This is a genomic window from Intrasporangium oryzae NRRL B-24470 (assembly GCF_000576595.1).
Lineage (GTDB): Bacteria > Actinomycetota > Actinomycetes > Actinomycetales > Dermatophilaceae > Intrasporangium_C > Intrasporangium_C oryzae.
Window position 1 is genome coordinate 66,683 of record NZ_AWSA01000007.1, and the last position, 15,684, is coordinate 82,366.

Sequence of the window (15,684 nt, forward strand, 5' to 3'; positions counted from 1 at the left end):
TGCCTCAGCCGGTGCTGCGGGCCAGCGCGGCGAGCGCCGCGGTGAAGCACTCCGCCGGCGGGTTCACCAGGCCCGCACCCACCTGCCCGGTGCCGGCGACGCGTCCGGCCATGCCCGTGTTGATCTGGGGCAGGATCCCGGTCCGGGCGACGGCCGCGACGTCGATCCCGGTCGGCGTCCCCCGGAACTCGAGGATCGGCACCTGGTAGGCCGTGTGCTCTCCGACCGTGATCTCGTACATCGTCTGCGTCGCCCGCAGCGCGAACGGCACGTCGCCACCGACGAACCGGACGATCGCCGGGGCCGCGGCCATGGCGAACCCACCGATGCCGGCCGTCTCGGTGATGGCCGAGTCGCCGATGTCGGGGTTCGCGTCCTCGGGGCCGTAGGACCCGAGGAAGAGGCCCTCGGGCGTGTTGGCCGGTCCGGTGAACCACGCGTCGCCGGTCCCCGACACCCGGATGCCGAAGTCGGTGCCGTTGCGCGCCATCGTCGTGACCACGCTCGAGCCGGGGATCCCGTGGGCCGCAAGGGTGCTCAGCTTGCAGGCCGGCATACCGAGGTTGAGGAAGAAGTGCTCGTTGGCGCCCGAGAAGCGCACGGCCTCGGCGACGTCGGCCGACGAGGCGTCGGCCGTGATCATCGTCGGGAGCAGCTCGCGCAGGAGCATCAGCGAGCCGGCGCGGTTGCGGTTGTGGCCCTCGTCGCCCATCTGGAGCATCTGGGCGATGATCGCCTTGATGTCGATCGGGCCCTGCTGGTCGACCCGCGCCCGCACGGCCTGCTGGAGGATCGGGCCGAGGACGGCGTTCATCCACCGGAGCCGGTCGACGACCTCGGGGCCGTACGCGCCGTAGCGGAGGACCTTGCCGAGCCCCTCGTTGAGCGAGCACCACGACGTGTTGTCGTGGACGTCGTCGCGCAGCTCGTAGACCCACATCGACGGCGAGACGACGCCGGCCATCGGCCCGACGGCGTCGCGGTGATGGCACGGCTCGAGCGTGATGCCGTCGCCCTTCTCGAGGGCGGCCTCCGCCTCCTCGGCCGTCTGGGCGAGGCCCTCGAGGAGCATCGCCCCGATGAGCGCTCCACGGAGCGGGCCCGACGCGCGGTCGAAGCTGATCGGCGGTCCGGCGTGGAGGAACGTCCCCCGCTCGAGGCCGAGCGCCTCCGACGCGGGTCGGACGTCGACGAGGTCGGCACCCGCCGCGGTCATCCGGCGCAGCGCCTCCGCGTTGGCCGCCTGCCGTCGCGCGTCGGCCAGCACGACCGCGAGGTCGTGCTCGGTCCCGGGCATCGGGGGCTGCCACGCGGCCTCGGTCACCGGGACGGCCTGCGCTCGGAGCGCGTCGGCGAAGAGCGACACGCCCGCGGCCGCGACCGAGACCTCCGACGTGAGCAGTCCGTGCAGTGGCTGGGTCGTCATGTCAGTGCCCCTCTCCGGTCGTGGTGTCCTGCTCGGCCCCTATGCCGCTGGACTCGGTGCCGCTGTCCGTCCGGCTCCCGTCCCGCGCGACGAGAGCGACCGCCCGCCTCGTCGCCGCGGCGTTGGACAGGAAGACCTCCGCGCCGGCCTCGGCCAGCACCGTCGCGCACGAACCGAGCCGTTGCGGGTCGGACTCGGTGCCGGTGACCGAGACGACGACGGGCAGGACGCGCCCGCCCGCGGTGGCGGCCGCGCGCGCCGCCCGGATGGCCCGCGCGAGCTCGGGGGCCGGGTCGGGGTGCGCGCCGTGGCCGAGGACGAGGTCGAGGAGGAGGACGCCGCACGTCGGGTCCACCGCCTCGGCGGCGATCCGCTCGAGGCGGAGCGACGGGTCGATCATCGGGTGGGCGCGGCCCTGGGTCAGTGAGTCGTCGCCGAAGTCGATGACCACGTGGCCGGCGTCCCGCAGGTCCCGGCCGAGCCCGAGCCCGGGGCGTAGCGGGATGTTCGAGCGGATGTCTCCGAGCTGCCTGCTGGCGATGAGCATCGCCTCGTCGGCCAGGGTGCCGCCGCAGAAGAGCCCACGCAGCGAGCCCCCGTCCGGCCCGGGCTCGGACGTGGTGCCCCACCGCGGCCAGGCCGGGACGGGCACCTCGACCCCGGCAAGGAGAGCCTCGACGGACGAGGTGAGGTCCGGCCGCCCAGTGCCGAGGGTCGCCCAGTGGACGGGCTTGCCGAGCCCGGCGGCATACGCCTCGAGGTCGGCGAGCACCTCGGGGGCGGGCGGCTTGGACACGACGACGATCGTCTCGGTGGCTGGATCCGCGGCGAGCGCCGCGAGCGCCTGCCTCGTCGAGCGGCCGGCGACGGCCGAGGAGAGGTCGCGGCCGCCGACGCCGAGGCAGTGGCTGATGCCGACCCCGGCGGCGTCGAGCAGGCACATGACCTGCTGGGCGCCCGTGCCCGAGGCTGCGACGATGCCCACCGAGCCGGGGCGCACGACGTTGGCGAACCCGAGGGCGACACCGCCGACGACCGCCGTGCCGCAGTCGGGACCCATGACGAGGACGTCGGCGGCCGCGGCGGCGTCCTTGAGCCGCACCTCGTCCTCGACCGGGACGTTGTCGGAGAAGACCATGACGGAGACCGCGGCGTGGATCGCGTCGAACGCCTCGACGACCGCGTGCCGGCCCGGCACGGAGACGAGCGCGAGGTTGGCGTGCGACGTCGCGACGGCGCCCCCGAGGGTGCGTCGAGGCGGTGCCTCGCCAAGACCGGCGGACTGCGTTGCGGCCGAACGGAGCCCGGCCAGCGCAGCATCGAGCGCGGCCTGACCCGAGGCGACCCCGGCGTCGTCGCCGCGGATCGCGACGACGAGGTCGTTGGGGGCGGCCGTATCAGGAACGTCGAAGCCCATGCCGCGGATGACGTCGAGGTTGAGCTCGGTGGCCATCGCGACCTGAGCCGCCTCGACGCCCGGCGCGGCGGCCACCGACCGGGAGACCTGCATGAGGCTCACCGAGTCGTAGTAGGCGCCGGTCCGCAGTTCGACGTGGTCAGCCACGAGGGGTTCCTTCCTGGGAGGTGGTGTGGGCATCGAGGGCCCGGAGTGCGCCACTGACGCCGGCCAGCAGGTCACGGCCGGACGTGTGCCCGATGGCGAGGACGCGGTCGACGAGGCCGGCCGGTTCATGCGGCCGGAACGAACCGCCGGAACGACCGCCGACGACCCGATCGGCTCCGTCGTTCCGGCCACGTGTCCCGACGACGCGGGAGACGAGGCGCGCGACGTCGGGGACGGCATACCCCTGGGCGGCGGCGAGCAGGAGCGCGGCCGACAGGCTGGTGGTCCTCACGGTCAGCGACCTCACGGCCGAAGCCACCTGCGCGTGCGCCCGGCGAGCGCGGGGCAGGTCGAGCGCGCCGAGCGTGAGCAGGACACCGCACAGCGCATCGTCGCCGCTCGGGGTGAGACCGCGGCCGGCCCCGATGAGGCTGCGGACGCCGGCATGGGCCGAGCCGCCCTCGAGCACCGTCGCTACGAGCTGCTGGGCACGGTCGCCGAGCACCCCCGGGTCGGGCAGGCAGACGGCCGCACCCCAGCTGTCGTGGAGGGCTTGCACCCGGCTCGGCCGCGACAGGCGCACGGCGACGACGTCCGCGTGGGGCAGGCGTACGCGACCCCCGCCTACGACCACGTGTGCGCCGGGCTCCACGCCCCAGCGGACCCTGGTCGATGGCAAGGCGAGGTGCAGCCCGATCGGGAGCGCGAGCGCGTCGGCGGCGAGGACGGCGAGCACCTGCTCGTGGCTCCCGGCCGCGAGGTAGAGGCACGTGGGGAACGACGCGAGGACCGGTCGCGCCACCTGCGGCCCGGCCACGACGTCCGCGACGAGCGGCGACACGGCAGCCGGCCAGGCGACGCGTGCCGACGGGCCGTGCGACGTGGTGGAGAGCAGCTCGGCCACCGGAGCCACCGTGGGCGCAGCGGTCGAACCACGCACGCTCTCCACCTCCGTCGGGCTCGGGTCCAGCGCCCTGGGATGCAGATTCCCGCGGACGATGACGCGACGCTACCGACGGTGGGTAGGGTGCGCTCATGGTGAATGTTGCCAACGATCAGGCCGTCATCGACGGTGACTTGCCATCGCCCGGGCCCGCGGCAGCGCCGAGCGGAGACGGTGACGTCTCGGGGATCTCCCTCCGGCTCATCGCCGGACTTGCCATCACCGAGCACGGGAGCGTGCACGCCGACCCGGAACGTCTCGGCACGAGCGTCGACTCGGCGACGCCGCTGCGGACCGCGCTGCGCGACACCGGCGACCTGCGCCACCAGCTCGTCCTCGCCGACGCCTCGACCATCGAGGAGCAGCCCGGCGCGGCGCACCGCATCGCATCTCTGGTCCACGTCCTCGCCGACGCCCGCGCCGCGGGCCTCGTCGTCGCCGGGCTCGACGCGCCCGACGCCGACGCCCTCCGGATCGCCGCGACGGATGCCGGGCTGCCCCTGCTCGAGCTGCCCGCCGACCGCCTCGGCCGGTTCACGACAGAGGTCCTCGGCGCGATCCTCGAGCACCAGACCGCGACGCTCCGCCGCCTCGAGGACGCCGACCGGGCCCTCGTTCAGATCGTCCTCTCGGGCGGTTCGCTCGACGACCTGTGCGAGCAGGTCGTCGGCTTCCTCGACGGCGCCGCGATGGTGACGACCACCGATGGACGCGTCATCGCCCGCGCGGGCACCCCCGGCGAGCTCGAGTGGGCCGAGTCGCTCGACTGCTTCGACCGCACCGGCCGGCTCGTGACCGAGAACGAGCGGCTCGGCGCCCGCCCCGACGTCCCCGACGGCCCCGGCGACCCCGGCGGCCCTGACGCGCACCGGGCCGCCGTGCGGATCGTCGCCGGGCACCTCGACCACGGCGTCCTCATCGCGTTCTGCCGCAACCGCGTCCTGACCGCCGACGACGTTCGGCTGCTCGAGCGGGCCGCGACCGTCGCGGCGCTCGCCATCACCAAGGACCAGGCGGTCGCCGCCGTCGAGAGCAAGTACCGCGCCGAGTTCCTCCGCGACGCCCTAGCCGGACGCGCGGGCTCCCCGGTTGACGCGATCGCGCACGCGACCTCGCTCGGCTGGGACATCGACCGGCCGATGGTGGTGGTCGTCGCCGAGACCGACGAGGACGACGACCGGAGCACCCGCGACGCCGAGGAGGTGCGGTTCCTCCAGCAGCGCTTCGCGCGGGCGTGGACGCACGCGGTGGCCGTGCGCGACCCCCGGGCTCCGGTCATGGGGTTCAGCCGCGAGGTCGTCGCGCTCGTCGGCGTCGCCTCCGGTGCCGAGACCGACCGGGTCATGCGGGCCGTCGGCGACCTCGTCCGGGTCGTCCGGGGAGACGGAGGCGGCGGCCGTCGCAGCTTCTCCGCCGGGGTCTCGCGGACGATCTCGTCCGTCGCCGACCTCCCGCAGGCCTACGAGGAGGCCCTGTCGGCCGTCACGGTGGGCCGGCAGATGCACGGCGACGGCGCCCTCACCCACGTCGACGGCCTCGGCATCTACCGCCTGCTCGCGCTCGTCCCCGACAGCGGCGACCTGCGGCGCTTCGTCAACGAGTCGCTCGGGCCCCTCGCGACCGACGACTCCCCCGAGCACGCCGACCTGCGCCGGACGCTCAGCATCCTCATCGACACCAACATGAACGTCGCCGAGACCGCCCGGCTCCTCTTCTTCCACTACAACACGCTGCGCTACCGCATCGCCAAGCTCGAGAAGATGCTCGGCCCGTTCACCTCCGACCCCGAGCTGCGCCTCACCCTCGCACTCGCCCTCAAGGTCCACCAGATGCGCGGCATCTAGCGCATCCCTCCCCTCCCCCGGTTCGATGTATGCCGCTGTCACGGGTGACCGTCGAAAACATCGAACCGGCTCGGGGGCGAACCGGCGAAACGCGCGCGTCCCACCACCTCTTGGGTCATGATCGATCCATGCCTGTCCGGCACCTTGTCTGTCTCGTGATCGGCCACGGTTGGCGACGGTCTGTCCGCCCCGACCGGACCATCCTGTTGACGTGCAAGCGCTGCGGGCGGGTCGAGGCTGCCGAGCAGGACCACACGGTCGACGGATTCGGTAGGCCTCCGATCAAGTGGGACTAGGAGACTGCTGAACAAGGGGCCATCGGCGGATGGGTGACGGCGTAGGCGGGGACGGAACGCCACCAGTGCCGTGGAGCGGCGAGCATTGAGTCAGCACTCGATGGTGGCGACCACGGGGTCGTTGCGCCCGCCTGGGGTCCCTCGTGGGCGCGCACGGGCTGGTGTCGCGGGCTGGGTGTCGCCGCTCAGGCCAGCGTCCAGGTTCCGTCTTGGAGGGTGAGCCCCAAAGCCAACAGGCGGCGCAGGTTGAGCGCGGCGACGCGGTGGTGGAGCCAGTTGTTGTTCTTCTCGACACCGCGGTAGGGCACTCGCCGGGCGCCTCGGGTGAGCCAGGCGATCGAGCGTTCGACCATCGGACGGTGCTGCCGGTAGGTGGCTTGGAAGCCCTCGTCGGTGGCACGTTGGCGGTGGGCGCGTTGAAGCAGGTCGTGCTCGTGCAGCACGAGTCTGCGTCCACGTCTGGCGGTGGTGCACTGCTGTCGCAGCGGGCAGCCCGGGCAGGCCGACTCGAAGGAGACGGTGTTCTTTGCCGACACCGGCCGGGTGACACCGGCCGGGCAGGTCGCCGTCCCGGCGTCGGTGTCACGCACGAAGTCATCGAGGGTGAACCCGCCCGGCACTGCGGGTCGGAGCGGCCAGGGTTTGATGACCGGTTCGTGGCCGGCCTGGTCGAGCTCGTGGAGCATCTCGCCGGTGCCGTAGGCGGAGTCGGCCAGGACCTCGACCCGCTGGCCTTCGGTGATCGTGGTGTCCTGCCCGAGCAGTGCCGCGCCCACACTGGCATCGGAGTTGCCCGCGCCGGCGGACCGGGTGACCATGACCGCGGTGGTCAGGCCGGTGTCGGGCTCGACCACCACATGGGCCTTGTAGCCGTCCTGACGGCGTTCGCGGGTCTTGTGGGCGTGCCGCGTATCGGGGTCGACGGTCGAGATCACCCGGTCCGGTGCCGTCTTGCGCGCGATGCGCCAGCGGCCGTCGGTGCCATCGGAGTCCTCGGAGGGCTCCACGTCCTGGCCCGCGACCAGCGCCAGCAACGCGACCGCCTCGGCCGGCTTCCCGCCCGCCTTGCTGATCGCCTCGACCTCGAGGGCAGCAAGCAGGGCCAGCGCGTCGCCGACCAGTGCGGACACGAGCTCCTCGCGGGCGGCTGGGTCGTCCCACGCGATCGGCGGCTTCCCGGCCGAACCGTAGTCCTGACCGGTCAACGCGGCGAGCCGGGTGCACTCGCTGGCGATCAGGTCCTTGGCGCCGGGCACCGCGCGGGCGACCCGGCGGATCTGGGCGATCAGCTGGGTGACGGTGTCCTGCCGGGCGACCGCGTCATCCAGGATGGTGGAGTCCAGCGCCCGGCGCTGTCGGCCGGCCACCGCACCGGTTTCGGCGATGACCTCGCGGACCACCTCAAAGATCCGCTGCGGCCGGTCGCTGGCGGCCAGCCGACGACGCCAGTAGGTCAACGTCGAGGGATCGAAGCCCTTCGCGTCGATCGCGTACCCACACGCCGCCTTCCACCGCAGGTCGAAGGTCAACGCGTCGACCGCTTCACGATCGGAGTGCCCGTACAGCGCCTGCAACACGATCACCGAGGCGATCACCTCGCCCGGGATCGAGGGCCGACCACGCCCCGACGGGAACAAGTCCGCGAACAACTCACCCGGGAACAACCGGTCACGATGCTCGGCCAGCAACGCGAACACGCTGCCCGGCTCGAGCAGATGCCCAGCCACCGACTCCACATCCAGCAACTCCCGCTGCCGATCAGACTCACCCTGCACACGCACAGGATTTCAACCCCACCCGCCGACCGCGGGAGGCGCGCCCATTGTTCAGCAGTCTCCTAGGCCGAGCGGGGCGTCAGGCGCCCTCCGGTGATCCCGCCTTCGGCGTCGAGGATCGTCCCCCCGGGGTGTAGCCGTCCACGCTGGACCGGGTGGCACCCGGAGCTGTTTCTGAGCTCCTCGACGTCTTCGCCGACGGGCGGACCCCTCGGAGGGGCGCCAAGGTTCCATACGAGGAGGGCCGCGAGGCAGCCGAGCCCGCCCGGCGGCATACGTCACGAAGTGCCAGATGCTGCCGCCAAGTCGTTATCACCAATTGACAGCCGCAAGCGCGTGGTGTGGGAGTAGTTTTCGCCCATCCCGCACAGGGACGTGACCCACGTCATGTCGGATGACGCGTCACATCGATCTAGGAGTCGGCATGGCTTTGGGCTGGAAACTTCACGGGGACGGGCGCACCATGGGGCCCGACGACGTCGTCGCACCCGACGAGCGTCTCTCCTGGGGCAAGACGGTCGGGCTCGGTGCCCAGCACGTCGTCGCGATGTTCGGCGCGACGTTCGTCTTCCCCCTCATCATGGGTCTCAACCCGCAGCTCGCGATCATGATGAGCGGCATCGCGACGATCTGCTTCCTGCTCATCGTCAAGGGCAAGGTGCCGAGCTACCTCGGCACGTCCGCGAGCTTCGTCGGTGCCGTCGTCGCGATCCGCGCCCAGGGGGGAACGTCGCAGCAGGTCACCGGCGCGATCCTCGTCGCGGGCGCCGTGCTCGCCCTCGTCGGCGTCGCGATCCACTTCGCGGGCTCGTCGGTCCTGCACAAGGTGCTCCCGCCGGTCGTCACGGGCGCCGTGGTCATGCTCATCGGCTTCAACCTCGCACCGGTCGTCGCCAACATCTACTGGCCGCAGGACCAGTGGATCGCCCTGCTCGTCATGACGTTCACGATCATCTGTGCCGTGGCCTTCAAGGGCTTCGTCGGGCGCATCGCCGTCTTCCTCGCCCTCATCTTCGGCTACGTCCTGTCGTGGGTCTTCGACAAGGTCTTTGGCCAGATCACCTCCTACGACGCCGCCGCCGGCAAGGTCACCGACCACTTCCGCGTCAACTTCGACGGCGTCACCAACGCGTCGTGGTTCGGCCTGCCGCCCGCCACGTCGATGGGGGCCGACGGCAAGGAGATCGTCGGCTTCCATGCCCCGTCGTTCTCGGTCACCGCGATCCTCCTCGTCCTGCCGGCCGTCATCGCCCTCATCGCCGAGAACACCGGTCACGTCAAGGCGGTCGCCGAGATGACGAAGGCCGACCTCGACCCCTACATGGGCCGCGCCATCGCGGCGGACGGCATCGGTACCGTGATCGCCTCGTCCGTCGGCGGCTCGCCCACGACCACCTACGCGGAGAACATCGGCGTCATGGCCGCCACCCGGGTCTACTCGACGGCGGCCTACTACGTCGCCGCGATCGTCGCCATCGTCTTCGGCCTCTCCCCGAAGTTCGGGGCGCTCGTCTCCTCGGTGCCCGGAGGGGTCCTCGGCGGCATCACCGTGGTCCTCTACGGCATGATCGGCCTGCTCGGCGCCAAGATCTGGAAGGAGAACGGCGTCGACTTCGGCAACCCGATCAACCTCGTCCCCGTCGCGGCCGGCGTCGTCATCGGCATCGGCAACGTCGCGCTCGTCTTCACCAAGGACTTCTCGCTCTCGGGCATCGCCCTCGGCACGATCGTCGCGGTCGGCGCCTACCACCTGGCCCGGGCCCTCGCTCCCTCGGAGCTGCGGATGCGGGCCGAGGGGACGATGATCTCGCTCGGCGAGCGGGAGGGTGACTACGGCGACGCCGACGGCATCGACGACCTCTACCAGGAGACCCCTGGCGGACCGGACCTGCGCGCACCGCGCTGACCGACTCGTCGCAGGGAACGCCGCGTGGGCCCGGGAGACTCGAGTCTCCCGGGCCCACGTGGCGTTTCGGGGGCGGCCACCCAGGCAGACACACGGCAACAGTTGCCAAAAGCCCACGCTCAGCCATGCACGACAACTACTGGTTCCCCGGCGATACGGAAGGCAGGATCGGTTCGTGAAGCCCGCCCCCTTCGTGCACCACGCACCCCGCTCGGTCGAGGAGGCCGTCGCCGTCCTCGCGCAGGTCGGACACGACGGCAAGGTCCTCGCCGGCGGCCAGAGCCTCATCCCGATCCTCAACATGCGGCTCGCCGCCCCCGGGCACCTCGTCGACATCAACCGGGTCGCCGGGATCGACGCGATCGACGTCACGGACGACGAGGTCCGCGTGGGCGCCCTCGTGCGCCACGCCGGTCTCGAGCGCTCGGAGGAGGCATATGCCGCCCTGCCCCTCCTGCGCCAGGCCGTCGTCAACGTCGCCCACCCGGCGATCCGCAACCGGGGCACGACGGTCGGCTCGATCGCCCATGCGGACGCGGCGGGCGAGATGCCCGCGATCCTCGCCCTGACCCATGGGGTCGTCGAGGTCGTGGGTGCATCGGGCCCCCGGGAGGTGGGGGCCGCCGACTTCTTCCTCGGGCCGATGGAGACGGTCCTGGGGCCCGACGAGCTCGCCGTCGCCGTCCGCTTCGGCCGGTTCCCCACCGGGACCAGCACCGCCTTCGCCGAGTCGGCCCGTCGCCACGGCGACTACGCGATGGCCGGGGTCGGGGTGGCCGTCACGGTGGCTGACGGGGTCGTCTCGGGGGCCCAGGCCTCCTTCGTCTCCGTGACGCCCGTGCCAACGGTTCTCGACCTGGGCGACGTCCTCGGTGGTGTCGAGCCGGGGACCGCCGCCTGGGATGCCGCCCTGCGCGCCGCAGTCGAGGCCGTCCACGCGCACGTCGAGCCAGAGGCCGACATCCACGCGAGCGCCGACTACCGCCGGATGCTCGCGGGCGAGTTGGCCCGCCGCGTCCTCGCCCGGGCAACCGCCCCCTGCGCATCGAACGCGGCGTTCGGTGCCGAACACCCTGGTACACCGCTGAGTTCGGCACCGAACGCCGCGTTCACTTCAGAGGAGGAGGCAGCCCGATGAGTGAGCTGACCACTGGGACCCCAACGAGCGAGGCGGGCGAGGTCCTCCACCGCGTGACGATCGCGGTCAACGGGGTCCCGCGAACCGCGTCCGTCCCGGCCCGGCGCCTGCTCTCCGACTTCCTGCGCCACGACGCCGGCCTGACCGGCACCCACGTCGGCTGCGAGCACGGCGTCTGCGGGGCGTGCACGGTCCTCGTCGACGGCGCGCCGATGCGCTCGTGCCTCATGTTCGCCGTGACGGCCCAGGACCACGCGATCACGACCGTCGAGGGCCTGTGCTCGGCCCCCGACGCCCGCGTCGCCCCCACCGGCGAGTCGATGAACCCCGCCCAGCAGGCCTTCGCCGAGTGCCACGGCCTCCAGTGCGGCTTCTGCACGCCGGGCTTCCTCACGACGGTCACGGCCTACCTCGAGGACAACCCCGCCCCGACCGCCGACGAGGCCCGCGAGGCGATCTCCGGCAACCTCTGCCGCTGCACCGGCTACCAGAACATCGTCAAGAGCGTCCTGCGGGCCGCCGAGATCCGGGCCGAACGCCGCTCCGGCCAGCAGGGGTATGCCGGTGAGCCGGCCACGCCGGAAGCGGACGTCCCGCATGAGCCGGCCCAGCGGCATACGGAACCGGTTGCAGGAGAGGGGGATCGAGCGTGACGACGCAGATGTTCGGCGCGCCGATCCGGCGCAAGGAGGACCCCCGGCTCGTCACCGGTGGCGGCCGCTACCTCGACGACCTCGGCAACGACGCGCTCGCGGCGGCGTTCGTCCGGAGCCCGCACGCCCACGCGCGGGTCGTCGACATCGACGCGTCCGGGGCGGTCGACGTCGAGGGTGTCGTCGCGATCTACACGCACGAGGACCTCCCCGGCGCGGTCGGCGAGCCGCTCCCCCTGCTCATCCCGCACCCGACGCTGACGCACGGCCGGACCGGCTACGCCCTGGCCAAGGACGAGGTCAACCACGTCGGCGAGCCGGTCGTCATGGTCGTCGCGACCGACCGCTACGTCGCCGAGGACGCCTGCCAGCGCATCCGCGTCACGTACGAGCAGCTGCCCGTCGTCGTCGGCATCGAGAAGGCCCGCGACGGCGAGGCGCTCGTCCACGATGACGTCCCCGGCAACGTCGCCGCCCACATGACCCAGGAGGTCGGCGACGTCGAGGCCGCGATGGCGCGGGCACCGCACCACCTGACGCTCGACCTCGACATCGAGCGCAGCGCGTGCACCCCGATGGAGGGCAAGGGCGTCTACGCGCGCTGGGACGCCGAGCGCGACGAGCTGCGGATGTACTCCTCGACGCAGACCTCCACCGGGGTCCGCGCGGCGGTCGCCGCCAAGCTCGGTCTGCCCCTGCAGAAGGTCGAGTGCATCGCGCCCGACGTCGGCGGCGGCTTCGGCGTCAAGATCATGCACCCGTGGCCCGAGGAGGTCCTCGTGCCATGGGCGGCCCGCCTCATCGGGCAGCCGGTCAAGTGGGTCGAGGACCGGCGTGAGCACTTCATCTCGTCGGCGCACGAGCGCGGCCAGCTCCAGCGGGTGACCGTCGGGTTCGACGACGACGGCCGCGTCCTCGCCCTCGACGTGAAGTTCTGGCACGACAACGGCGCCTACACCCCCTACGGCATCATCGTGCCGATCATCACCTCGACCCAGCTCCTCGGGCCGTACAAGCCGGGCGCCTACCGGTGCGAGTTCTGGTCGCTCTACACCAACACCGTGCTCGTCACGCCCTACCGGGGCGCCGGCCGGCCGCAGGGCTGCTTCGCGATGGAGCGGACCATGGACTCCATCGCCGACACGCTCGGGCTCGACCGGGCCGAGGTGCGCGCCCGTAACTTCATCCTCCCCGAGGAGATGCCCTACGACCACGGCCTGCTCTTCCAGGACGGTCGCCCTCTCAAGTACGACTCGGGCGACTTCCCGGCGAGCCTGGCCAAGCTCAAGGCCCTCGTCGGCTGGGACGACTTCGCCGCATACCGCGCGGCGGCGGAGGCCGAGGGGCGCAAGGTCGGGCTCGGCATCGGCTGCTACGTCGAGGGCACGGGGGTCGGCCCCTACGAGGGCGGCCACATCCAGATCGAGACGTCCGGCCGCGTCAACGTCTCGACCGGCCTCACCTCGCAGGGCCAGGGGCACGAGACGGTCTTCGCCCAGATCGTCGCCGAAGAGCTCGGGGTACGCCTCGAGGACGTCCACGTGACGACGGGCGACACGCGGCGGATGCCGTATGCCGTCGGGACCTTCGCGTCGCGCGCCGCGGTCATGAGCGGCAACGCGATCGCGCTCGCCGCCCGCAACGTCCGGGCCAAGGCGCTGCGGATCGCCGCCGACGCGCTCGAGGTCTCCCCCGACGACCTCGAGATCGTCGACGGGACGGTCCGGGTCAAGGGCGCCCCGACGACATCGATATCGCTCGGCACCGTGTCAGTCCTGTCCAACCCGCTGCGCTACGCGTTCGACGAGGCGGCCAGGGCGGCGACCCAGTTCGCGGGAACCTTCGACCCCGACAAGCCGCCCGTGGCCGACGACGACGAGCCGGGCCTCGAGGGGAAGGACTTCTACTCTCCGACCCAGGCGACGTTCGCCAACGGCATGCACGCGGCGATCGTCGAGACCGACCCGGTGACGGCCGAGATCCGGATCCTGCGCTACTGCGTCATCCACGACTGCGGCACGATGATCAACCCGATGATCGTCGAGGGCCAGGTCCACGGCGGGGTGGCGCAGGGCGTCGGCGGGGCGCTCTACGAGCGGATGGCGTACGACGAGTCGGGGCAGCTGCTCAACGCCTCGTTCATGGACTTCCTCATGCCGTACGCCTCCGAGGTGCCGACGGTCGAGGCCGACCACCTCGAGACCCCGAGCCCGCTGAACCCGTTGGGCATCAAGGGCGCCGGCGAGGCCGGGTGCATCCCGGTCTCGGCCGTCATCGCGTCGGCCATCGAGGACGCCGAGGGCTTCCCGATCACCCGGATGCCGATCTCGCCCTCCGAGCTGTGGGACCTGCGCCGCCGCCACGCGGGCGGCGAGGTCCCCTCCCTGCACCGAGCACTGCACCGAGCACTGCACCGAGCCCCCCACCGAGCCCCCCACCCTGGCCTCGGTCGACCCACGTCGCCGGCGACGCCGGCGACGACCCCACGGGACGGGTCGACGACCACGGCAGCCGTCACGAAGGAGACCCCCGCATGAAGATCACCGGAACCGCGACCCTCGCCGCGCCGCCGCAGCAAGTCTGGGACGCCTTCCACGACCCGGCGGTCCTCGCCCGCTGCCTGCCCGGGTGCGAGCGCCTCGTCGAGCTCGGGCCGGACCACTACGCGATGACCGTGACGGCCGGGGTCGCCGCGATCAAGGGCACCTACGACGGTGAGGTGTCCCTCCGGGACCCGCAGCACCCCGACTCGTTCACGATGAAGGCGACGGGCGCGGGCGCCCCCGGGACCGTCGACGCCGACGTCGTCGTGCGCCTCGCGCCGTCCTCGTCCGGCGGGACCGAGCTGGCCTACGACGCCGACGCGTCCGTCGGCGGGGCGATCGGGGGGGTCGGGCAGCGCATGCTCGCCGGCGTGACCAAGAAGATGGCCGGTCAGTTCTTCACCGCCGTCGACTCCGACATCGCCGGGGTGCGTCCCGCGGCCGTTGAGGGAATGACCGTCGAGGGCGTGACCGTGGAGTCGATGACGATCGAGTCCGTCGCGCTCGAGGGGCTCGCCGGTGGCCCGGGGACGGTGTACCCGGGGCGGGCGGCGGCGCCGCCGGCCGGGTCGACGCGGCTGCGCGACTTCGCGCTCGGCGCCGCGACCGGTGCGGCGATCGCCCTCGTCGGTGTCGTCGTCGGCTGGGCAGCGGGGCGGGGCTGATGCGCGCCTTCACCGCGGCGGCCGTCCAGGTCGCGCCGGTCGCCGCGCCGCTCACGGCGGAGACGATCCGGTCCAACACGGCCCGCTGCGTGGAGCTGACCCGGCAGTGCGTCGCGTCGACGGGTGCCGACCTCGTCGTGCTGCCCGAGACGGCCACGACCGGCTTCACCCCGGGCTGCTCGAAGGAGGAGCTCTGGGACCTCATGACGGAGCTGCCCGGGCCGGTCGTCGACCCGATCCGCGAGGTCGCCCGTGAGCTCGGCGTCCACGTCTGCGTCGGGACCTACGAGCGCGGCCCCGAGCGTGGCGTCGTCTACAACTCGTCGGTGCTCATCGACCCCGCCGGCGAGGTCCTCGGGGTCTACCGCAAGACCCACCCCTTCTGCTCGGAGATCGTCTCCGGCGGCGGCTGGGTGACGCCCGGCGACACGGTGACGGTCTGCGACACCGAGCTCGGGCGGATCGGGATGATCATCTGCTTCGACGGCGACTACCCGGAGCTGTCCCGGATCCAGGCCGTCCAGGGGGCCGAGGTCATCTGCCGGCCGTCGGCGCTGCTCCGCTCGGCCGACATCTGGGACCTCACGTCGCGGGCCCGCGCCTACGACAACCACGTCTACGTCGTCGGCGCCAACGCCACGGGGACCGACGCTGCGGGCGTCCACTACTTCGGCAACTCGCACATCGTCACGCCGGTCGGGCACGTCGTGGCCAAGGCCGCGAGCCACGAGGGCTGGGTCACGGCCCGACTCGACCCGGCCGAGGCGCTCGCCTCGCTCACGCCGGGGTCCAACGTCGGGCAGGCGTTCGACCACCTGCGCGACCGCAACCTCGACCTCATCCGCAACCATCGCGAGGACCTCGAGCGACCGGCGTCGACGTCCTTCCCCCACGCGCCGATGCACCCCGGCGAGGCCGGCTGAGCGTCGCG

11 protein-coding genes are annotated in these 15,684 nt (G+C 72.4%); 7 read left to right on the forward strand and 4 right to left on the reverse strand.

Going from position 1 to position 15,684, the window contains the following annotated elements; all coding sequences use genetic code 11:
- Nucleotides 1-4: 4 nt before the first annotated feature.
- From N865_RS04540 to N865_RS21600, 3 genes are read right to left on the reverse strand one after another with little or no spacing between them, the layout of a single operon-like run.
- Nucleotides 5-1,426 carry a YlbE family protein gene (locus tag N865_RS04540; protein WP_034802040.1) on the reverse strand — a complete coding sequence of 474 codons (1,422 nt, stop codon included), beginning with the start codon at nucleotides 1,424-1,426 and terminating at the stop codon, nucleotides 5-7.
- Between the two features lies 1 nt (nucleotide 1,427).
- Nucleotides 1,428-2,990, reverse strand: coding sequence for an FdrA family protein (locus N865_RS04545; protein ID WP_245603657.1), 1,563 nt, complete (start codon nucleotides 2,988-2,990; stop codon nucleotides 1,428-1,430).
- Complete coding sequence (locus tag N865_RS21600; protein WP_169735697.1) at nucleotides 2,983-3,930, reverse strand: oxamate carbamoyltransferase subunit AllH family protein; 948 nt, start codon at nucleotides 3,928-3,930, stop codon at nucleotides 2,983-2,985. The genes N865_RS04545 and N865_RS21600 overlap by 8 nt, the downstream gene beginning before the upstream one ends.
- 95 nt (nucleotides 3,931-4,025) lie before the next feature.
- On the opposite strand from N865_RS21600, the gene N865_RS04555 reads away from it, so the two are divergent.
- Complete coding sequence (locus N865_RS04555) at nucleotides 4,026-5,777, forward strand: helix-turn-helix domain-containing protein (RefSeq protein ID WP_084327943.1); 1,752 nt, start codon at nucleotides 4,026-4,028, stop codon at nucleotides 5,775-5,777.
- A gap of 481 nt (nucleotides 5,778-6,258) precedes the next feature.
- Here N865_RS04555 and N865_RS04560 read toward each other — a convergent pair whose 3' ends face one another.
- A complete protein-coding gene (locus N865_RS04560) occupies nucleotides 6,259-7,848 on the reverse strand; it encodes an IS1182 family transposase (protein WP_034802147.1) in 1,590 nt (529 codons plus the stop codon).
- Between the two features lie 424 nt (nucleotides 7,849-8,272).
- Here N865_RS04560 and N865_RS04565 point away from each other — a divergent pair, with 424 nt between their 5' ends.
- From N865_RS04565 to N865_RS04590, 6 genes are all read left to right on the forward strand, one after another.
- The gene (locus tag N865_RS04565; protein WP_157557558.1) at nucleotides 8,273-9,754 is read left to right on the forward strand and encodes a uracil-xanthine permease family protein; all 1,482 of its coding nucleotides are present in this window, start codon (nucleotides 8,273-8,275) and stop codon (nucleotides 9,752-9,754) included.
- 175 nt (nucleotides 9,755-9,929) lie between these two features.
- On the forward strand, nucleotides 9,930-10,892 hold the full coding sequence (locus tag N865_RS04570) for an FAD binding domain-containing protein (RefSeq protein ID WP_034802043.1): 963 nt from the start codon (nucleotides 9,930-9,932) through the stop codon (nucleotides 10,890-10,892).
- Entirely contained in the window at nucleotides 10,889-11,545 is a 657-nt protein-coding gene (locus tag N865_RS04575; RefSeq protein ID WP_084327944.1) for a (2Fe-2S)-binding protein, read from the forward strand. Before N865_RS04570 ends, N865_RS04575 begins: the two co-directional genes overlap by 4 nt.
- A complete protein-coding gene (gene cutA / locus N865_RS04580; RefSeq protein ID WP_084327945.1) occupies nucleotides 11,542-14,082 on the forward strand; it encodes an aerobic carbon-monoxide dehydrogenase large subunit in 2,541 nt (846 codons plus the stop codon). The genes N865_RS04575 and cutA overlap by 4 nt, the downstream gene beginning before the upstream one ends.
- Nucleotides 14,079-14,753 carry an SRPBCC family protein gene (locus N865_RS04585; protein ID WP_034802046.1) on the forward strand — a complete coding sequence of 225 codons (675 nt, stop codon included), beginning with the start codon at nucleotides 14,079-14,081 and terminating at the stop codon, nucleotides 14,751-14,753. The genes cutA and N865_RS04585 overlap by 4 nt, the downstream gene beginning before the upstream one ends.
- Nucleotides 14,753-15,676, forward strand: coding sequence for a carbon-nitrogen hydrolase family protein (locus N865_RS04590; RefSeq protein WP_034802049.1), 924 nt, complete (start codon nucleotides 14,753-14,755; stop codon nucleotides 15,674-15,676). Before N865_RS04585 ends, N865_RS04590 begins: the two co-directional genes overlap by 1 nt.
- Nucleotides 15,677-15,684: the final 8 nt, after the last annotated feature.